Here is an 18,228-nt window from a genome sequence, read left to right on the forward strand (position 1 = left end):
CGATTTTTGTGCAATCAGTTTGGCGGGAAATCGAAACCAAATAAGACAGCCCCACCTTGTTCGCCCTGACCCTGAGCTCTGAGCCTGTCGAAGACCCGAAGGGTCCAAGGGCGCAAACTCCGAGTTAGCATCCTTCGACGAGCTCAGGATGAACGAATCAATGCACGAAAACGCGTCAAGTTCCGTTCGCCCTGAGCCTGTCGAAGGGCGTGGACTCAAGAGTACCATCCCTCGCCCCTTCGTCAGGCTCAGGGTCAGGATGAACGGATAAAAGCACCTTCGCCCCCTTCACTCACACCCGGTTGTAAGTATCCTCAAACCGCACAATGTCATCCTCACCCAGATAACTGCCGGTCTGCACTTCAATCAGCTCCAGCGGAATCACGCCGGGGTTGGTCAGGCGGTGAGTCACTCCCAGCGGGATGTAGGTTGACTCATCTTCGGTCAGCAGCAGTTCTTCCTCGCCCCGCTGAACGGTAGCGGTACCCTTCACTACCACCCAGTGTTCGGCACGGTGATGGTGTTTCTGTAGTGACAATGACGCACCCGGGTTAACCGTAATCCGTTTCACCTGGAAGCGCTCACCACTGGCGATCCCTTCGTAGGTACCCCAGGGCCGGTGTACCTTGCGGTGCAGCTTGTATTCCGGCCGGCCCTGGGCCTTCAGGCGGGCTACCAGCTTTTTCACATCCTGCACCCGGTGACGGTCTGCCACCAGTACCACATCGTCGGTTTCCACGATTACATGGTCAGTCACGCCCAGGGCGGCGATCAAACGGCCTTCGGAATGCAGGTAGCAGCCACTGACATCCTCCAGAATCACATCGCCGTGGCTGGCGTTGCCGTTCTCATCCCACAGGGTCGACCAGGAACCCACGTCGCTCCAACCGGCATCCAGGGGCACCACCACCGCATCCCGGGTTTTTTCCATGACGGCGTAGTCGATGGAGTCATCGGGACAGGCCTCGAACGCGGCCTTGTCGACCCGGGTAAAGTCCAGGTCGCCACTCTTGCCTTCAAAGGCCGCCTTGCAGGCCGCCAGCATCTCTGGCTGATGGGTGCCCAACTCATCCAGATAGCGACGGGCGCTGAACAGAAACATTCCGCTGTTCCAAAAATAACCGCCCTCATCCAGATAGCCCTTTGCGGTTTGCTCATCAGGCTTTTCAACAAACGCATCCACCAGTGACCAGGCACCTTTATCGTGGCCGGCGCGAATGTAGCCGTAACCGGTATGGGGTGAATCCGGAACAATCCCGAAAGTAACCAGCTTGCCCTTGCCGGCCGCCTCAGCACCCGCAGCCACCGCCTCGGCAAACGCTTTCTGATCACGCAGAACGTGGTCTGAAGGCATTACCAGCAGTAGCTCATCGGGATTGGATTCCGCCGCAGCCAGGGCCGCCAGCGCAATGGCCGGTGCGGTATTTCGTCCTGCAGGCTCCAGAATAATGCCAGCGGTCCGGCCGCTGGCCTTGTCATGCAGATTCGCCGCCACCACAAAGCGGTGCTCTTCATTGGTAATGGCCATCACCTGAACATCATCACCCAGAGCAAGTCCACGGCTGATGGTTTCCGATAACAGGGTTTCATCAGAGACCACCGGAAGAAACTGTTTGGGAAACGCCTCCCGTGAAAGAGGCCATAACCGGGTACCGGAACCGCCAGAAAGAATAACCGCAAGCATAATGAATCCTGTCATTGAACGAGTTTGTCCTAACTCAGATACCTGAGAAAATAATCTACCAGTTTTGACGCCTTGCGTCTCACATAACACAACGCATCCGGCTTCCGGTCTGGCCGCCATCAGAACCCTTTGAACCCCTTTAAACAAAGATGCCCCGACTGTACATCTACAGCCGGGGCATCGGTATCACCGTATTCAACAACATGACTGCTACAGGGTCATGTTTACGGCTGGAATCAGTCTTGCTGCCAGCTTTGCACGGCTTCTTTGCCGTGCTTCTCACGCCACTCGTTCAGAGTCTTGTGATTACCGCCACGGGTTTTAACCACTTCACCGGTGTGCGGGTTCTTGTAGGTTTTCATCGGGCGCTTGGCACGGGTGGCGCCAGTATCACTGGTTTTACCGCCAACAACGGAAGGATCAATGGCACTCAGAATCTGAAGTACATCACGGGGAGCCTTGTTAAACTCCGTCATCAAGCCCTTTACCTTTTTTTCAAACTCCAGCTCGCCCTTCAACGCCTGGTCCTGCTCAAGCTGCTGAAGTTCTTCAGCCAGCTTTTCCATCAATTGCTTCTTCTGGTAGTAATCGTTGATCTTTGCCATTGAGCGTTACACCTTATTTTTCAGCTAAAGATTACCGGCTCAAACAGAAATTCAACGACCTGCCGTCCGGTAAACAATGATTTCAATCCCTGATTAGGACGGTATATTAGATCATTATTCAGACAAATTAAAGCGGTCATTATTTACAAACCATGAACAAAATATAAGAAATGAAAACCTGGACAAATAGTAGCCATAAAAGAAGTAAGGCTATAGGGGTTCCGGTATAACAATGCCGGTATAACCCAAGTCTTCAAGCTTCGTTTTCAATGCGGTTTTGGCGCTGTTGTCTCCATGTACAATCCGCAATTCACGGGGTTTCCGGGTCATTCCGGTAATAAACGCCAGCAAATCCCGCTGTCCGGCATGAGCGGAATAACCACCCACCTGATGAACCTGCGCCCGTATCCGGTACTTTTCCTTATCCAGAGTAACCCAGCCAGCTTTCGGGCCCTGCTGCACAATACAACGCCCTGGTGTGCCGGCAGCCTGGTAACCAACAAACAGCACATCGTTACGCTCATCACCCAGCATCGCCTTCAGATAATTGACAATGCGGCCGCCGGCACACATACCGGAACCGGCCAGCACCACACAGGGGCGGCCGGAACAGGCCAGGTATTCCACCGCCCGCAGGTGATCTTCATGACTGTTTATAACCGTGAGCTGCTCAAAGGATAACGGATGACGCCCTTGAGCAACTCGCGCCAGAGCCTCCGCATCCCAGAACGGTTTTAGGTCGCGGTAAATACGCGTGAATTCCGCCGCCAGGGGTGAATCCACCACAATTTCGAGATCCGACCAGGTAACCGGCTCCCGGCGATCGGCAGCGTTTCCGGGAGTGGTGTATACAGGCTGACCACCAAACTCATGAATAATGCTCTCGATCTCATAGAGCAACTCCTGAGTCCGGCCGATACTGAACGCGGGCACCAGCACCGTGCCGCCATCTGCCAGAGCGTGCTCCAGTCCCTGCCGCAAGCGTTGGCGGCGGGTTTCCCGGTTCTCGTGGTTTCGGTCGCCATAGGTGCTCTCAATCACCAGCCGGTCAGCGTACTCCGGTGGTACCGGCTCCGGCAGCAGGGGTGAGTGAGGGGCGCCCAGGTCGCCACTGAACACGATCCGTTCGCTCTCCGCGCCCGCACCCGCATCACACTCGATATAGGCCGAACCCAGAATATGCCCCGCCCGCTGAAAGCGAACCGCCAGCCGCCGATCACCCTCATCAAATACCTGATGCCACTGACCATAAGGCACCGGCACCAACCGGGACCGGATCAGTCCAAGTACCCGCTCAATCAATTGTCGATCCCGGGTAAAACCAATACGCAAAGCATCTTCCAGAATTTCCGGCAGCATAAGTGCCGAAGGCTCAGAACAAAGAATCGGCCCCTCAAACCCCGCCGCCAGCAAATAAGGAATACGCCCCACATGATCAATATGCACGTGGGTAACCACCAACGCCCGAATGTGATCAATGGGGAAATCAATAGAAAGATTGTCCGCTGAAGCTCCGTTGGCAGAATCATCGCCCTGGAACAAACCGCAATCAACCAGAATACCTGCACCATGAACGGTCAGCTCATGGCAGGAACCGGTGACGCCATTGGTGGCGCCGTGGTGGAGGATATTGATCATGGTATTTTATTTTTTGAGGGTGATATCTTTTCAAGAATGGAAGAAGCCTTCCATCCTTGGCATTCGGGGAGATTAAGCAGTTAATACGGCAGGTTCAACGTCGGATTTTCCGACAGGTTTGTGCTGAGGCTAACGAATTGCAGGCGTTTTGATCTGGCGGATCAAGACAAAATGAAACCAGAAATAACGGTGGAGATATTGATCAGGCGGCCCGCTCACGCTTCGGATGACTTTCATCTCCCTGACCTGCAAGCAACCCCTGAACGCTAATATCCTCGTCCAACGTATCCCAATGGATGCCATGGACACTCAGCTCGAAGTTTTTCCTTTCGTCGACATTTGCATGGAGCAGCCTTGGAAACCAGGCTAGCGGGGCGCCGATTGTACGACCATCCGATAACGCCACCCACAAACTGTCTCCATCAAACCAGACTTTTTCAGGCGAAATAGTCATGCGATGCATCCTCAAACATATTTCGAGTCTGTTCTACGACTTCTACCAACCCCCAAATAGTGCTGGTATCTTTTTCAGGCGACAGGTTCGTGCGGCCGCACAGTTAAGTCGACGCCAAGCGCCTGTGTGACCGCTAGCATGGTTTTCAGGGTTGGATTCCCGTGCTCGCTGAACGAGCGATACAGCTGTTCACGGGAAAGGCCCGTCTCCCGGGCAAGTTCGGTCATGCCCTTCGCACGGGCAACAACGCCCATTGCCTTTGCAATATAAGCAGAGTCACCGGTTTCTAATGCGTCGGCGAGAAAAATAGCAATCGACTCTTCGTTCTCAAGAGCAGCTGCTGGATCATAGTCGAATATCTTGTCGCTCATTGTACCTCCCCCTCTGCTGCCAGGCGCTGCGCTGTCTCGATATCTCTTTGCTGCGTACTTTTGTCACCGCCACACAGAAGAATGACAATCTCTTTACCGCTTTGCTTGAAATACACTCGATAGCCCGGACCGTGGTGGATACGCAGCTCACTTACCCCCGCACCTACGGGCTTTACATCTCCTGGAAGACCATTTGCCAGACGGAAGACGCGCGCAGCTATCAACGCTTTTACACGATGATCACGTAGCTTACGCTCCCACTTCCGGTAGGTATCGGTTTGTCTGATCTCAAGCATAACCCAAGTGTAGTTTATGAACTACATAAATTCAATTACTCAAAACCCCCAAACAAAAGGAATCAGCAACACCGCCGTAGTTCCCACCAGCAGACTGAGGGGAATACCTATCCGCATATAGTCGGTAAACCGGTACCGACCCGGGCCATAAACCATCAGGTTAGTCTGATAGCCCAGGGGGGTGATGAAGCTGGCAGAGGCGGCGAACATGACGGCTACCGCGAAAGGCAGAAAATTAACACCCATCTGCTCCGACACCGCCAGGGCGATGGGGAACATCAGCACGGCGGCGGCGTTGTTGGTGATGACTTCGGTAAACACCACGGTCATCACATAGATCAGTGCCAGCGCTACCCAGGGTGTGAGCGTGCCAAAACCCAACACGCCACCGGCGACCCAGGCAGCGGCGCCGGTCTGGGACATGGCAGTGCCCAGGGCGAAGGACGCCGCAATCACCACCAATACCGGCAAATCCACACTCCGACGGGCCCGGCTGGCGGTGATACAGCCGGACATGATCATCGCCCCCGCTGCTATAAAAGCGGCCTCCAGAATGGCCAGCAAACCGGAGGCGCTGACCACCACCATGGCCAGCAGAATGCCCAGCGCCATAGGAGCTTTACTGAAATCCGGTGGCGTGGAATCGTTCAGGGCACTGACCAGCAGGAAGTCCCGCCGAAAACGGTATTGGCCGGCAAATTCCTGGCTCGCCTCCAGCAACAGCGTGTCACCCATTTTGAAGCGGATATCCCCCAATTTCCCGGGAACGCGCTTACCTTCCCGGGAGAGAGACAGAATCGCTGCGTTGAAGCGGGAGCGGAAACGGCTGTCGCGGACCGTTTGCCCCAGCGCGGCAAATTCCGGCCCCAGCACCACTTCCACCAGGCAGCGCTGATGATTGGCCAGATCCAGCTTGTGGACACTGCCATTGGCAGGCTTCAGGCCATGAATACGCCGCAATTCGCTGGCACATTCCGGCGCGCCCACAAAATACAGCTTGTCGCCGGCCTGCAGGGTGCGGTCCGGCTCCACCGCCGTGATCAGCCGGCCCTGACGGTCAATTTCAGTTAGGTAACCGTAGTTCAAAGCCCTCAGACCGGCCTCGGCAATGGTCTTGCCCACGAGAGGCCCGGGGCTGACGACCTCGACCTCTACGCCGTATTCCCGAACCTGATCCAGCTCCTCACGTACACCGCCACGGTCCGGCAGCAGCCGGGAAGCAAACAACACCAGAAACAGGCCGCCCACCAGCAGCAACGGCACCCCCACCCAGGCGAGCTCGAACAACCCGAGGTGAATATCCAACCGGGTCTGCAACAACCCGTCCACCACCAGGTTGGTGCTGGTGCCGATCAGGGTGCAGGTACCCCCCAGAATGGCGGCGTAGCTCAACGGAAGCAAAAGTTTGGAGGCGGGAATATTCAGCCGCTGGGACCAATCCTGAATGGCCGGAATAAACATGGCCACCACCGCCGTGTTATTCATGAACGCACTGAGCAGCCCCGTGGGCGCCAACATCCGGGCCTGTGCACCACGCTCGGTTTTCGGGTGGCCCAGCAGCTTTCGGGCAATCCACTGCACGGCCCCGGTTTCCTTAAGGCCAGCGGCAACCACGTAGAGGGTAGCAATGGTAATGACCCCGGGGTTGGCGAAGCCGGTCAGGGCATCGGTGGCCGACAGCACGCCGGTAATCACCAACAATACCAGAGCGCCCATCAGCACCAGGTCTGCAGCAACCCGGGTCAGAACCAGAGCGCCGAGCACGAATACCAGAAGTGACAAGGTAAAAATGGCTTCCCATGCCATAAGGCGGGAACTCCCTGTTTGCAAACGCGAACCATAAACGCACAAAAGGCCACTGTAAACAAACAGCGGCCTCTCAGTAGTGCCAGTAAACCCGTAATCCGAAAAAACTCATAATACGGAATACGAATAAGGTCATAAAATACAACCTGACCGTCAGCCTGGCTTCTCGAAAATCATATTACGACTCTTCAGATAATCAATCACGCCATTCACACAGGTTTCAACATCCTGGGTTGAGGTATCCAGGCGCAGCTCAGGCCGGGCCGGGGTCTCATAGGGGGAATCAATGCCGGTAAAATCCTTGATCTCACCCGCCCTCGCCTTCTGGTACAGACCTTTCGGATCCCGCTGCTCGCAGGTTTCAAGGGGGGTATCCATAAATACCTCAATGAACTCCCCGGCCGGAAACAGATTGCGCACCAGGCGCCGGTCACTGCTGAACGGCGATATAAACGCACTCAGCACAATCAGCCCGGCATCGGTAAACAACTTGCTGACTTCACCAATGCGGCGGATATTCTGCACCCGGTCGTCATCGGAAAACCCGAGATCCCTGTTCAGGCCATGGCGCACATTATCACCGTCCAGCAGGAAAGTGTGGTATCCCCGCTGGTGAAGCGCCACATCCAACGCGTTGGCAATGGTGGACTTGCCGGAGCCACTGAGCCCCGTGAACCATAACAGGCAGGGACGCTGGTTTTTGTTGTGGGCGCGGTCAGAGCGACTTACTTTGTGGTTATGCCAGACAATATTGGACGACACATTAACCCTTCCTGTTGAGAATTCCACATTCTGACTGAAGAGCCGGAACAAAGTCCAGGTGACAGCCCAGCCCAACTGACTCAGGAACTGAGCTGGCGCACCTGCGATTCTTCCGTGGCAACAAAACCACCACCATGCCGCCAGACCAGGTCCGCCATCTCGCCATTAGGGGCGTAACCGGTGGGTGCTTTGCGGATCAGATCAATAATGCGTTCGCAGTCGAAGTTCTGGCTGGCCATGGACAGCTTTTTGAGGAGGGATTCGATTTCCGGCCAGGGCATGGATGCCTCCCGGGCCATCATGATTCTGGGGTGGAGGGTGCCTTGCGGATCATTACCGATCAACAGTTCTTCAAACAGCTTTTCACCCGGGCGCAGGCCGGAAAAGCGGATCTCGATATCGCCGGTGGGATGGTCGTCGGTGATTTCCGTCAGGCCCATCAGGCTGATCATCTTGCGGGCCAGGTCCACGATTTTCACCGGCTCGCCCATGTCCAGCACGAACACTTCCCCGCCATTGCCCATGCTACCGGCCTGTAGTACCAGCTGGCTGGCCTCCGGAATGGTCATAAAATACCGGATGATGTCCGGATGGGTAACGGTAATAGGCCCGCCATCCCGAATCTGATCCCGGAACAGAGGCACCACCGAACCGGAAGACCCAAGCACATTGCCAAACCGCACCATGGAGAAACAGGTATCGCTCTGCCGCGCGGCCAGGCCCTGCAGCACCAGCTCTGCCATCCGCTTGCTGGCGCCCATCACATTGGTGGGTCGAACCGCCTTGTCTGTGGAAATCAGCACGAAGCGCTCAACCCCGGTGGCAATGGCCGCTTCCGCCACCTGCCAGGTACCGAAGGTGTTGTTCTGAACACCCTCGATGATGTTGTGCTCCACCAGCGGCACATGCTTGTAGGCGGCGGCGTGGTAGACCACGTCAATACCAAACGAACGCATGACGGCTTCACAACGGCGGCGATGAGTCACACTGCCCAGAACTGCGTGCAGCTCCACCTCCAGCCCTTCAATGGCATTCACGGAGTTAAGCTCACGCTCAATGGCGTACAACGAGAATTCCGACAACTCGAACAACACCAGCTTTGCCGGGCGGTGGCGGATGATCTGACGACACAGCTCCGAACCAATAGAACCCCCGGCGCCGGTCACCATCACCGATTTACCGTACAGACTGGCCGCCACCATGGCGCTGTCCGGCCGCACCGGTTCACGGCCCAGCAGGTCTTCAATTTCCAGATCGCGGATATCGTTAATCCGTGCCTCACCGGAAATCAGTTCCGACATACTGGGCACGGTCTGAACCGGAACCGCCAAAGGTTCCAGGTGCTTGAGCAGCTTCTTGCGATCCACCCGGCTATCGGCATCCAGCGCCAGCAGCATGCGCTTCACCCGATGTTGCCTGACAGCCTTTTCAATATGGTCAATGCCAAACACCGGAATGCCGTTGATCAGGGCACGGTGATTGGACTGCTTGTAGGTTATAAAGGCAACAGGACGGAACTCGGTACCCTGCTCCAGAGCGGCAGACAGATGAATGCCCGTCTCCCCCGCACCGATAATGGCCACCCGCTCCTTGTTATGACGACTGGGGCGATTGATCAGCATGCGCACCCCCATGCGGGTGCCACTGACAAAAATGAACGCCAGTGCGGCATAAATGATCGGCACGGAGCGCGGTACAAACACCTCCAGCCAGTAGCCCAACAAAATCAGGGTAACGGCAGAAATGGCCACACCGGCAATAACCGTCAGAAACGCCCGGTCACTGAGGTAACGCACAACGGCACGATACAACCCCAACTTCACGAACACACCAATGGTAAACACCACTGTAAGTGCGGAGACGACCACCTGATCCTGGCTGGGCACCCAGAACTGTTGCTCCAACCGAAGTGCAAAAGCGGCCCATAACGCAAAGAAAAGCGCAAAAACATCAGAAGCTACGGAAACAAGGCGCTTCTGTAAGCGCGGGAGATTCAAAAAAGTCTGGAACATGGTCATCCCTTACCGGTGGCTACCCGGTAATGATTAGCGATTAAAAAAGATTTTGCCAGCGGGTTCACAATTTGTAACGAAACAATATAGTTTGCTACAGAGGAGACTGCTTATCTGGTGAGCGAGTCGCGCAGCAAGAGAGCATTGGCCCTGAAGGTGCTTTCCATGTCTTTTCCCACTGCCTGGAAGGCCGGGTGGCGGGTGTAATAGTCCTGGATCTGGTCGGCTGTGGAATCCAGGTTGCCAGCGAGGTCTTGCAGGCACGCTTTTGCTTCTTTCCGGGCCAGGCCACAGGACTGACAGCCGAATTTGATCAGGTACTCCACGGGCCACCAGACCTTGCGGCCGGCCAGGGTTAATGCGGGCACGTCGCTCGGGAGATAAGGTGTAGTGGATACGATGTCATAAGTGGGTGCCATCCACCGTTCGTCAAAAGGCTGCTCATACAGAAGGCCGAAGTTCTTCAGATGGGCATCCCCATTTCGAACCGCCCAGGAAAGCGCCAGCGACATAAACAGCCATTTCAACCCGTCCCGGCGATGCTCCGACGACAGGTACACCCCAAACGTTCTGGCCAGTTTCTCATAACTGCCTGAGTATTTATCCTCAGGCATCAAACCCTGAAGCACACAGGCGTCCTCAAAGCCCAGCCATTGCTCTTCCGAGCCCTGGCCAGAGGTGCCCGAGTCAGAACTACGCCGGTCAAACCTCGACATAACAAACAGCCGGCCGTTCTCAGAAAGATAAAACTCCGGCACCGGTAACCCGCATTGGCGGGCCAGGGTCATGCAAAAGTATTCATTGGCCGCCAACTGAGGATAATCCTCACCCCAGGTTTTGACGATAAACCCCGAGGTACGTACCGACGACTTCTCGGGAATGTGCGATGGGATCAGAACCTTGGGCTGAACTCCGGACACCCCTGAGCGCAACGCATACTTCTCGACCAGCACATCGAATAACGAGGCATCATCTGTTTTCAGTAACCGGGACAGAGTTTCGCCCTGGCCATCCACTGTATGGTCAGAAAGTACAGAATCCGTGACCACCACGCGACCCACCTGGTGCCGGCCAAGGGCCGCGAGCACCGTCAGATCACCGGCTCCATATAACTTGGCCACGTGTTTGCGGATCACATCCCCCAGATAGCCCTCAGGCAAGTTCTGGGCAAATACAGGATGAACGCCGTTATAGCTATAAGCCTGCTCACTTACCGGCATGGTTACCGAAACAGCACGACCTTCCGGAACCCCAGCGCGATAGACAAACACTGAAGGATCAGGCCGACCCGGCACTACCAGATCACCCACCGGCTGGCCTGCCACCTCAACAACAGCGCGCGTCAGGCCACTCACGACTCACCCCGCAACGCATCTCGCTGAAGATCCTGCAAGGTGGGCAAACCGCCAGCCGGACGTACCGAAAACTCCAGCCCCAGCACCGCCAGCAAACGCTGCAACTTGGCATAGCCCATTTCAGCCAGGTGCTGATTTTCCAGCCGGGACAGCAAAGTACGATCCACACCGGCCATATCGGCAAGGGCCTGCATGGACAAACCCGCACGCCTGCGATGCTCACGAACTATTGGGCCTAATTCCTGGAGGGTCACGTGAATATACTCTACATATTAAATGGAATAGGCTTTATTGTAGCGTATATTCACGAACCGGGCATGCAAAGTGTAAAGTCACTTAAGATCACGGATTCGTTTACGAGGAGGCCGCCGCGACATCACCTCAGCAAACACCCGCACTGCACCTGCGGTCACAATGTTGGAGACTGACGCAAGAAAAGTTCTTGGGTTATCACCACCTCATCCCCGGGACCGATACCCAGCGAATTTAAAGCAAGGTCCAGTAATCAATGGACTTCCTCACAGTCCACCATGCCGAACCCAAAAATCCGATGGCGTTAACACTGGATAGTCGTGCGCCAACGCAAGAAGATCTTTATCCCCAGTGACAAGATAATCCACGCTCAGTGCCTGTATTCCAGCCAGAAGGGTTCCAAGTACTGGCGTATCATGGCTGTCTCTTACCGCGCTATCAGGCAACTCATTCGGAACAACCACCTCCGCCATGAAACTCAGAATATCAACCAGATCATTGATTTCCGTATCTGACATAGCATGACGATGCCTCAGTTTCGGCAGAACCCTGCGAATTTCATCAAGAATGAACTCCGAAAGCACAACATTCAGTGCCCCACTTCGCCATGCCTGCATGATTTTTCCCGGCACGCTGGCCGGATAGGCAATCCCGGAAATGATAACGTTTGTATCAAGCACCACCTGAATAGAAGCCATCCCTGGGTTTTACCTCCGCTAATGCCCTGACCGCTCGTTTGCGACCGCTTCCTCAATCTCCCGCAGTCCCTCTTCCTGAGGCACTCCTGAAAACCCCTGTTCCAATCGCGTGCTCAGAGCATCGAAACGTGCCTCCATTCGACGGATACGATTAAACAAACGGGCATCCACCAGCGCCGCGACTGGCTTTCCATCCTTTTTAATCAGAACACTATCGTGCCGGTACTGAACCTGATTAATCATCTCGCCCAGATTCTGCCGGAACTTAACTGCACTGGTTTCCGTAATCATGAACAATCCTCCTGAGATCATATTGACCATATCGATCATGGTAGCACGAAATACAGAAATGAATCTTTGCCGGCCCAAAGATTTTGGCAGCGGCCACGTGTCAGTGATACCCAACATATTTCGTAAGCACGTGGAACCGGGAATCAGGTAGGGATCTTCTTCCTGAAGATCGTAGTTTTCGTACCCATCCATAGTTTACTCGGCAGACGTCGCGTTACGTAGCTGAGGGGGACTGTCGATATTTTTCTATCAGCTCGTCCTTTACAGACTGCGCGGCAATACGACCACTGGCAACGCGCAACACCATTGCCTGTGATTGCCGAGAAATCTGAATATCTTCAATGGCCATAGAGCCTACTGCCTGCTGGACCTTGAAAGACAGCAGCTCTGCTTTGGTTCGCTTCATAGTTGGCCCTGCCTTATTGAGAATCTGGTTTCAACTTAACCCTGAACCCAACGATTGAGCAAGCTTGGCCACATCGGCTCCATTACTCTTTCGAGCTCGTCCGGGAATCCAGAGGTAACGTCAGCAGAAAACCGGCGAGCTTAACCAGCCGGCAAAACATCTCAGACCCAAGTCCCTCCCCCTATGTGTCACGCCACACTCCCTAACGCAGTGCACTGCTGATCATCCATTCACCCACGAAACTTCGGTGGCCTCAGATGCCGGAACAGCGCGATGAGCGCTATGGTCAGCAACATCAAAACCATCCATTGACCCGCTGCTTGCCAGGCCAGATGACTCAGTCCAGCCAGCACAAGTGCGATCATCAGAAAGCCCAGTGCTCTCAAAACCCCGGTCATATGCTGTACTCGAAGCTATTCGGATGATAAAGGCCACGAGCCACAAGCAACCGCCTTGAGGGATGCTCAGGCTCAGTGATTCCGGGGTTGGCTCGGTAAAACAGATGCCAGTCGGGGAATTGCAGGCCCTCACGTTCAATAAGGACAAAAAGATCGGATATCCGCGAGCCACAACCAAGAGCGCGACCGGTCGCGACCGCCACACTGCCAACGGCTGCCCCGATATAATAGGTAGCGCCAACCGCCCCGAGGACCATCAGCTTCTCGAACCCCAGTGTGGCCCCGGCAAGCTCCGCCATGGTCGCACCCTTACCAAGGGTATGAAGAGAGGCAATCAACAAAGATAGGTTTGCCGTGGCGGTTGTGTAAGAATCGAACACACCATCAGGGACGGGCAAGCCCAGGTCATTCATATTTTCCTTAAAGTAACGGTGAAAATCGCCGCGCCTATAGCAACTCATTACGAATTCCTTTCGTTAATGACTTAATCTCAACACGGTAACCAAGCGTTCTCTGTCGGACAAGCCCTTGAGTACGACAGATGACCAGAGACATTGCCACCAAAGCTGCCCAATAACAGCCCCGTCCAAAACTGCGATACGAGACAGGCGGAACACGCTGGAGACTTTCAGGCCAGAAATGGCATCAGAGCGATTTGCCCAGAGTGCTTCACTGCCACCGCTCCTTCAAATCCTCATCTGAGTAAATTTCCGGCTCGTCTTCAAGACCACGCATAGCCTGCTCAATACTCATCAATTCAAAGTGGTTCTCAGGCCAGTCCGAATGCTCCGTCTTCTTTTCTGTACCATAACGCTGCTCTAGAAAATTCACGAAATCAATAACTTCCTGCTGCCGGGACGGCGGAAGACGGCTCACTTTGGTAATCAGGTCATCTAGCTGCATAGTGAGAGCTCCTGCGGAGAGTTCAGTTCTGGCTCAGATCAACGATAGCATGTCGTTTGCGTCGCATACATTTGGGTTCGGGTCGCGTAATGCAAGGGTCGCGATCAGTGCGGCAAACGCAGTGCGCTGCAGGTCATCCACTCACCCGCGAAACTTCCGCGGCTTCAGGTGTCGGAACAGCGCGATGAGCGCAGTGGTCAGCAAAATCAGAAACATCGAGTGCCTCGCCGCTTGCCAGGCGAGACGTTACCTTACGAACGACGTTACAACACCCCGGCCCGGATCTTGTCAGCAATGCCGTCCAGCAGATCCATCAGACCGTGTTCGAACAGCAGCGCATCGGTGAAAATGTATTCTTTGGCGAAACCGACCTTATCCTTGCGATCCAAAGTGACAAAGGCATAACCCCCACCCCCCTGGCCATCTGCGTTAAAGGCCCTGCCGAGCTTCAGCCTTTCACCCTCAATAACAGCCTTGGCATGAAAGACCCCCTTCGGCAGGCCGCCCTCAGCTTCGGTTTTGAAGAATTGACAACTGAACCTGCTTTTTCGGGAGCGGAAACCCTGGCAGGATTGAGTACTACACCGTTACCCCGGGAGGCCTGTCCCTGGCGACTACCGCCCCCATACCAACGACAGTGCCATCCCGGCTCCAGGAACACATAGCACTTGTACGCCGCGTGCTCGGTCTCTTCGAAGAGTCGTTCAATGCCCCTTTCGCATCCTCTCAAGCGCCGCCTCAGCAAGAAACGCCGAGCGGGATCGAGCCTCGGCTGGGTGCTCTTGCACATACCGGTCAATCTGCTTCAACACCAGGCTCGGCACCGTGATATTGATCTTCTCAGCCTTGCCAAGAAACGGCGTTATATCCACCTCAACAAAGCCCCAGATAGCCCCGTCAAAGTCAGGATTGCACCTATGCAAAGCAATCGACTGAGCAGCGGGGATCTCCTCAGCCATCTCCGCCAGCAGCTCCAGATGCCCCAAAATCGCCTCCCTGGCACCATCCAAAGCCTCATCCTCGCTAGTGCCAGCAGAAAAACAGCCCGGAATATCGGGCACCGTCACACCAAACTGCTTGCCATCATCTGTATGAAGCGCAACTGGAAAACGCATAACCAACACCTCTGCTTTTGGCATCCAATGCCGAAACATTTACTTCCACCCCGCCTGTTTCCAGATACTTCTCAGAGTACCCTTCGGAATTTCAGACTTCGGATGGGGCAGCGTGACCAACCCTGGCTTTTCGGGATGCTTGAAGTGGTGGTGACTACCCGTCACACGAACCAATTCCCACCCATCTTTCTCAAGCTTCTTTTTAACATCAGAACTTCTCATGCAAATCCTTTTGCCTTAGTGGTTACTATAACCACAACCGATTTTTAATCAACACCATAACCACCACGCGCTGCTCAGGGGGACGGCTTTCCTGGCCCTGGACACGGCAACGCAGACGCCCCTACGAATATCCAGCGAGGCGACTGCCCGCCTTTCACGTGCACTGAATCAATCCTTACCCGGCACCCGATCCCCGGCGCCCTTGCCGGCGACGGTCATGAAGATATATTTGAAATAGGCACCCACGGTCAGGTTCTGCAGCATCTTCTGATCCGTTTCCGCCAAAAGACGCGGCGTAGACATATCAATATCGTTTACCTGGGCCAGGCCGGTAATACCCGGCCGCGCACTCAACACCCCACGGCTTTCCCGCTCCGCAATCAGTTCTTCCTGATTGAACAAACACGGGCGGGGGCCGACCAGGCTCATCTCACCCTTCAACACATTCCAGAGCTGCGGTAATTCATCGAGCTTAGTCCGCCGAAGGAAGCGGCCAAACGGGGTAATTGCATCCGCACTTGCCAGATGACTGGCGACGGAGGCGGTGTCCTTTCTCATGGTGCGAAACTTCACCAGGGTAAACGGCTTCTTGTTACGCCCTACCCGCTCTTGCCGGAACAGCGGTGAACCGGTGTCAAAGAACCCCACGAGCCAGAGCAGAAACAAAACCGGAAAACCGACGACCAAGCCTACACATGAAAACAACACGTCGAATACGCGAATCACAGACGTTACCTACAAAAATGCGAACGAATTTGGCCTGCCCCTTCGGCAAGCCCCGAGATAAAAAAGAACAGGGAGAGAACAACCTGAACCGCATGGCCACCCAGCGTGCTTCGATCAAAGCCGCGTGATGCACACTCTCAAAATACGCTGCAAGCCCGAATAATCCGGGGTGGCTACCCTTGCCGCACGACATGCCTGCGCCATCTGCTCACCAGAAATGGCAGCCCATTCAAATCCGTAACCCGATAATTCTGCCAACTGATCCAGCAAAATTCGCTGCGTACGCCCATTCCCCTCACGGAACGGATGGATTTTATTAATCAGGCCGGCCATTGCGACGGATGTAATATCCGACTCCGCCACACTCAGCGCATGGGTATCGGTGATACCTAAAAGATTGGCAAGGCACGTTGACCCGGGGATCAGGTAAGGGTCTTCATCCTGAAGATCATAACTCTCATACCCTTCCATGGCGCTCCCTGGCGTTGAATGGGTATTGCTTGTCAGCTCGCAGACGAGGCTTGTCGGTATCGGGCAACCAGTTCATCCTTGATAGCATCAACATCCACACGGCCAGCCGCTACCCGAAGCATCATCGCCTGTGACTCGCGAGAAACCCGAATATCTTCGATGGCCATAGACCCGACAGCGTGCCTGACCTTGAAAGACAGCAATTCTGCTTTACTTCGTCTCATGGGAAATGGCCCTGCAACCCGCTGAACACCGTCTCAGAATACCCCCGAACCTTGCGCAGGAGCAAGCACCGGCAACTGCTGAGACTCTTTGCGCGGCCAACCCGGCGGCAGCGCCTGATTGTTAATTCTTTTCCCGCGACAAACCCGAAACCGTCTCCGCTAACCCCTGCTCAACCGTATAGGGCGGCTTCCAGCCCAGTAGCGACTCATTCAGGGACGTATCCAGCTCCAAAGAGCCGCACAAACGCTGTCCAATGCCACCTTTTCCAGCCACCCTTGCCGCCCCCCACAACCACTGACCCGGAATGGGCAGAAGCCAGCCAGGCCGCCCCAGGGCCTTGCGCATCTGGCTCAGCAACTCCGTGGTTGAAAGGTCGTGCCCATCACTGACCAGAAACGTCTGGTTGGCCGCCGCAGGGTGCTGCGCAGCGTGGACAATGAAATCCACAAGATTGCCCAAAAACACCAGGCTACGACGATTGCGAATCCCACCCAGTGGTAACGGCACCGGCAAACCAGCAAGCTTGAGCAGGCTGCGGAAGTTACCTTTCACGCCCGGGCCGTAGACCAGGGGCGGGCGGATGATGACCAGCTCCATGCCAGTCTCTGCGGCCAGCTCACGCAGCCCTGCTTCGGCCTCGTGCTTGGACATCCCATAAGGATCTGCCGGCGCCGGAGTGTCACCGGGGGTAAAGGGTGGGCGGTCATCGGTCTGTTCGCCGTTGACCTTGATGGAACTGATAAACACAAAACGGCGTACACCCGCAGCCGCCGCTTGTCTGGCAAGGTTGAGGGTGCCTGCCACGTTTACGGCACGGAACTCCGCCAGCGGGTCAGCTGCAGTTTCTGACATGACGTGCACCCGAGCCGCAGCGTGCACCACACAGTCAACACCGGTTAACGCAGCAGACCAATCCATATCCGGGTCAATGCCGTTGATCACCGGTTGCTGAATGCTGTCGGGCAGCCCCGGACAAACTCTGCGCACGGGGGCGACGACTTCCACGCCCTGACCGGCCAGGCGCTGGATCAGCGCGCTTCCCACGAAGCCGCTACCGCCCGTCACCAATACACGCTCGTGCATGTTCATACTGAGCTCCCTGCCAAAACACATTCCTCCAGCCGCTCAAGAAACCGATCGAAACTCAGTGCCTGACGAAGGCCAACGCGATCCCCCGAGAATGCCTCTGCGGCTATCTCGCCACACTCAATTGCCCTGAATTGCTCAACAACGGAGCTCACCTCGGGCAGCACGACTACCCCCAGGTCATTACCCGATACCCATTGCGCAACACTGGTTTGCTCACCGCAGATTGCCATGACGGCGGCTCCGGAGAACACATAGGACGATGACTTGCTGGGAAATGCGTAACGAGTGACCTCATCCTCAATCGGCAACAAGGCCCACTCATAGTCACAGTTCAGCTGGGCCGCCTCCGTCGCCGAAACCTGTCCGTAGTACTGAACCTGCGGAAAACGATCTGCCAGAGTCCTGATATCCGGCGCGAACACGCCGCCGCCTGCAAAAGCGAACTTGAG

General features: G+C 55.4%; 23 protein-coding genes and 2 pseudogenes. All 25 read right to left on the reverse strand.

Translation table 11 applies throughout. The annotated features are described in order from the left end of the window. Positions 1-292 precede the first annotated feature (292 nt). Entirely contained in the window at positions 293-1,684 is a 1,392-nt protein-coding gene (locus AAC035_RS07085) for a mannose-1-phosphate guanylyltransferase/mannose-6-phosphate isomerase (protein ID WP_339801816.1), read from the reverse strand. Between the two features lie 236 nt (positions 1,685-1,920). Beyond that, positions 1,921-2,289, reverse strand: a complete 369-nt coding sequence (locus AAC035_RS07090) for a histone-like nucleoid-structuring protein, MvaT/MvaU family (RefSeq protein ID WP_339801818.1) — start codon at positions 2,287-2,289, stop codon at positions 1,921-1,923. A 210-nt stretch (positions 2,290-2,499) separates the two neighbouring features. After that, positions 2,500-3,927: an MBL fold metallo-hydrolase gene (locus AAC035_RS07095; protein WP_339801821.1), complete on the reverse strand. Its 1,428-nt coding sequence runs from the start codon at positions 3,925-3,927 to the stop codon at positions 2,500-2,502. A 202-nt stretch (positions 3,928-4,129) separates the two neighbouring features. Further along, positions 4,130-4,381: a DUF2442 domain-containing protein gene (locus tag AAC035_RS07100; RefSeq protein ID WP_339801824.1), complete on the reverse strand. Its 252-nt coding sequence runs from the start codon at positions 4,379-4,381 to the stop codon at positions 4,130-4,132. Between the two features lie 74 nt (positions 4,382-4,455). Then, positions 4,456-4,752 carry an addiction module antidote protein gene (locus AAC035_RS07105; RefSeq protein WP_339801825.1) on the reverse strand — a complete coding sequence of 99 codons (297 nt, stop codon included), beginning with the start codon at positions 4,750-4,752 and terminating at the stop codon, positions 4,456-4,458. Further along, positions 4,749-5,048: a type II toxin-antitoxin system RelE/ParE family toxin gene (locus AAC035_RS07110; RefSeq protein ID WP_339801828.1), complete on the reverse strand. Its 300-nt coding sequence runs from the start codon at positions 5,046-5,048 to the stop codon at positions 4,749-4,751. The genes AAC035_RS07105 and AAC035_RS07110 overlap by 4 nt, the downstream gene beginning before the upstream one ends. Before the next feature lie 39 nt (positions 5,049-5,087). Then, positions 5,088-6,854 (reverse strand): SLC13 family permease, encoded by a 1,767-nt coding sequence (locus AAC035_RS07115; RefSeq protein WP_339801829.1) that lies wholly within the window; start codon positions 6,852-6,854, stop codon positions 5,088-5,090. 153 nt (positions 6,855-7,007) lie between these two features. After that, positions 7,008-7,616, reverse strand: coding sequence for an adenylyl-sulfate kinase (gene cysC / locus AAC035_RS07120; RefSeq protein ID WP_339801831.1), 609 nt, complete (start codon positions 7,614-7,616; stop codon positions 7,008-7,010). Positions 7,617-7,696: 80 nt separating this feature from the next. After that, positions 7,697-9,628, reverse strand: a complete 1,932-nt coding sequence (locus AAC035_RS07125) for a nucleoside-diphosphate sugar epimerase/dehydratase (RefSeq protein ID WP_339801834.1) — start codon at positions 9,626-9,628, stop codon at positions 7,697-7,699. 110 nt (positions 9,629-9,738) lie between these two features. Next, positions 9,739-10,983 carry a type II toxin-antitoxin system HipA family toxin gene (locus tag AAC035_RS07130; RefSeq protein ID WP_339801837.1) on the reverse strand — a complete coding sequence of 415 codons (1,245 nt, stop codon included), beginning with the start codon at positions 10,981-10,983 and terminating at the stop codon, positions 9,739-9,741. Then, positions 10,980-11,237, reverse strand: coding sequence for a helix-turn-helix transcriptional regulator (locus tag AAC035_RS07135; RefSeq protein WP_339801840.1), 258 nt, complete (start codon positions 11,235-11,237; stop codon positions 10,980-10,982). Before AAC035_RS07135 ends, AAC035_RS07130 begins: the two co-directional genes overlap by 4 nt. 123 nt (positions 11,238-11,360) lie before the next feature. Next, positions 11,361-11,485 (reverse strand): annotated as a pseudogene (locus AAC035_RS07140) (DegT/DnrJ/EryC1/StrS family aminotransferase); the annotation flags it as partial. Between the two features lie 16 nt (positions 11,486-11,501). Continuing rightward, positions 11,502-11,933 carry a putative toxin-antitoxin system toxin component, PIN family gene (locus AAC035_RS07145; protein ID WP_339801842.1) on the reverse strand — a complete coding sequence of 144 codons (432 nt, stop codon included), beginning with the start codon at positions 11,931-11,933 and terminating at the stop codon, positions 11,502-11,504. Between the two features lie 18 nt (positions 11,934-11,951). Beyond that, positions 11,952-12,224, reverse strand: coding sequence for a type II toxin-antitoxin system Phd/YefM family antitoxin (locus AAC035_RS07150; protein ID WP_339801845.1), 273 nt, complete (start codon positions 12,222-12,224; stop codon positions 11,952-11,954). A gap of 214 nt (positions 12,225-12,438) precedes the next feature. Continuing rightward, entirely contained in the window at positions 12,439-12,630 is a 192-nt protein-coding gene (locus tag AAC035_RS07155) for a hypothetical protein (RefSeq protein WP_339801848.1), read from the reverse strand. 394 nt (positions 12,631-13,024) lie between these two features. Then, positions 13,025-13,489 carry a hypothetical protein gene (locus AAC035_RS07160; RefSeq protein ID WP_339801850.1) on the reverse strand — a complete coding sequence of 155 codons (465 nt, stop codon included), beginning with the start codon at positions 13,487-13,489 and terminating at the stop codon, positions 13,025-13,027. Between the two features lie 208 nt (positions 13,490-13,697). Further along, complete coding sequence (locus tag AAC035_RS07165) at positions 13,698-13,931, reverse strand: DUF2281 domain-containing protein (protein ID WP_339801853.1); 234 nt, start codon at positions 13,929-13,931, stop codon at positions 13,698-13,700. 263 nt (positions 13,932-14,194) lie between these two features. After that, positions 14,195-14,320, reverse strand: coding sequence for a hypothetical protein (locus AAC035_RS07170; RefSeq protein ID WP_339801856.1), 126 nt, complete (start codon positions 14,318-14,320; stop codon positions 14,195-14,197). Positions 14,321-14,635: 315 nt separating this feature from the next. Beyond that, complete coding sequence (locus AAC035_RS07175; protein ID WP_339801859.1) at positions 14,636-15,046, reverse strand: type II toxin-antitoxin system HicB family antitoxin; 411 nt, start codon at positions 15,044-15,046, stop codon at positions 14,636-14,638. A 39-nt stretch (positions 15,047-15,085) separates the two neighbouring features. Beyond that, the gene (locus AAC035_RS07180) at positions 15,086-15,268 is read right to left on the reverse strand and encodes a type II toxin-antitoxin system HicA family toxin (protein ID WP_339801862.1); all 183 of its coding nucleotides are present in this window, start codon (positions 15,266-15,268) and stop codon (positions 15,086-15,088) included. Between the two features lie 168 nt (positions 15,269-15,436). After that, complete coding sequence (locus AAC035_RS07185; protein ID WP_339801864.1) at positions 15,437-15,994, reverse strand: sugar transferase; 558 nt, start codon at positions 15,992-15,994, stop codon at positions 15,437-15,439. Between the two features lie 114 nt (positions 15,995-16,108). Then, positions 16,109-16,465 (reverse strand): Fic family protein, encoded by a 357-nt coding sequence (locus AAC035_RS07190; protein ID WP_339801867.1) that lies wholly within the window; start codon positions 16,463-16,465, stop codon positions 16,109-16,111. Between the two features lie 32 nt (positions 16,466-16,497). Then, on the reverse strand, positions 16,498-16,689 hold the full coding sequence (locus AAC035_RS07195; RefSeq protein WP_339801869.1) for a hypothetical protein: 192 nt from the start codon (positions 16,687-16,689) through the stop codon (positions 16,498-16,500). Between the two features lie 121 nt (positions 16,690-16,810). Beyond that, positions 16,811-17,773, reverse strand: a complete 963-nt coding sequence (locus tag AAC035_RS07200; RefSeq protein WP_339801872.1) for an SDR family oxidoreductase — start codon at positions 17,771-17,773, stop codon at positions 16,811-16,813. Between the two features lie 2 nt (positions 17,774-17,775). After that, positions 17,776-18,228 (reverse strand): annotated as a pseudogene (locus AAC035_RS07205) (glycosyltransferase); the annotation flags it as partial.

Source organism: uncultured Marinobacter sp., assembly GCF_963974375.1.
Lineage (GTDB): Bacteria > Pseudomonadota > Gammaproteobacteria > Pseudomonadales > Oleiphilaceae > Marinobacter.

What these genes read in the sequence shown, in the direction of transcription:
- AAC035_RS07085 (WP_339801816.1), bottom strand. Translation starts at nt 1,684, where the DNA reads ATGCTTGCGGTTATTCTTTCTGGCGGTTCCGGTACCCGGTTATGGCCT.
- AAC035_RS07090 (WP_339801818.1), bottom strand. Translation starts at nt 2,289, where the DNA reads ATGGCAAAGATCAACGATTACTACCAGAAGAAGCAATTGATGGAAAAG.
- AAC035_RS07095 (WP_339801821.1), bottom strand. Translation starts at nt 3,927, where the DNA reads ATGATCAATATCCTCCACCACGGCGCCACCAATGGCGTCACCGGTTCC.
- AAC035_RS07100 (WP_339801824.1), bottom strand. Translation starts at nt 4,381, where the DNA reads ATGACTATTTCGCCTGAAAAAGTCTGGTTTGATGGAGACAGTTTGTGG.
- AAC035_RS07105 (WP_339801825.1), bottom strand. Translation starts at nt 4,752, where the DNA reads ATGAGCGACAAGATATTCGACTATGATCCAGCAGCTGCTCTTGAGAAC.
- AAC035_RS07110 (WP_339801828.1), bottom strand. Translation starts at nt 5,048, where the DNA reads ATGCTTGAGATCAGACAAACCGATACCTACCGGAAGTGGGAGCGTAAG.
- AAC035_RS07115 (WP_339801829.1), bottom strand. Translation starts at nt 6,854, where the DNA reads ATGGCATGGGAAGCCATTTTTACCTTGTCACTTCTGGTATTCGTGCTC.
- AAC035_RS07125 (WP_339801834.1), bottom strand. Translation starts at nt 9,628, where the DNA reads ATGTTCCAGACTTTTTTGAATCTCCCGCGCTTACAGAAGCGCCTTGTT.
- AAC035_RS07145 (WP_339801842.1), bottom strand. Translation starts at nt 11,933, where the DNA reads ATGGCTTCTATTCAGGTGGTGCTTGATACAAACGTTATCATTTCCGGG.
- AAC035_RS07150 (WP_339801845.1), bottom strand. Translation starts at nt 12,224, where the DNA reads ATGATTACGGAAACCAGTGCAGTTAAGTTCCGGCAGAATCTGGGCGAG.
- AAC035_RS07155 (WP_339801848.1), bottom strand. Translation starts at nt 12,630, where the DNA reads ATGAAGCGAACCAAAGCAGAGCTGCTGTCTTTCAAGGTCCAGCAGGCA.
- AAC035_RS07160 (WP_339801850.1), bottom strand. Translation starts at nt 13,489, where the DNA reads ATGAGTTGCTATAGGCGCGGCGATTTTCACCGTTACTTTAAGGAAAAT.
- AAC035_RS07165 (WP_339801853.1), bottom strand. Translation starts at nt 13,931, where the DNA reads ATGCAGCTAGATGACCTGATTACCAAAGTGAGCCGTCTTCCGCCGTCC.
- AAC035_RS07175 (WP_339801859.1), bottom strand. Translation starts at nt 15,046, where the DNA reads ATGCGTTTTCCAGTTGCGCTTCATACAGATGATGGCAAGCAGTTTGGT.
- AAC035_RS07180 (WP_339801862.1), bottom strand. Translation starts at nt 15,268, where the DNA reads ATGAGAAGTTCTGATGTTAAAAAGAAGCTTGAGAAAGATGGGTGGGAA.
- AAC035_RS07190 (WP_339801867.1), bottom strand. Translation starts at nt 16,465, where the DNA reads ATGGAAGGGTATGAGAGTTATGATCTTCAGGATGAAGACCCTTACCTG.
- AAC035_RS07195 (WP_339801869.1), bottom strand. Translation starts at nt 16,689, where the DNA reads ATGAGACGAAGTAAAGCAGAATTGCTGTCTTTCAAGGTCAGGCACGCT.
- AAC035_RS07200 (WP_339801872.1), bottom strand. Translation starts at nt 17,773, where the DNA reads ATGCACGAGCGTGTATTGGTGACGGGCGGTAGCGGCTTCGTGGGAAGC.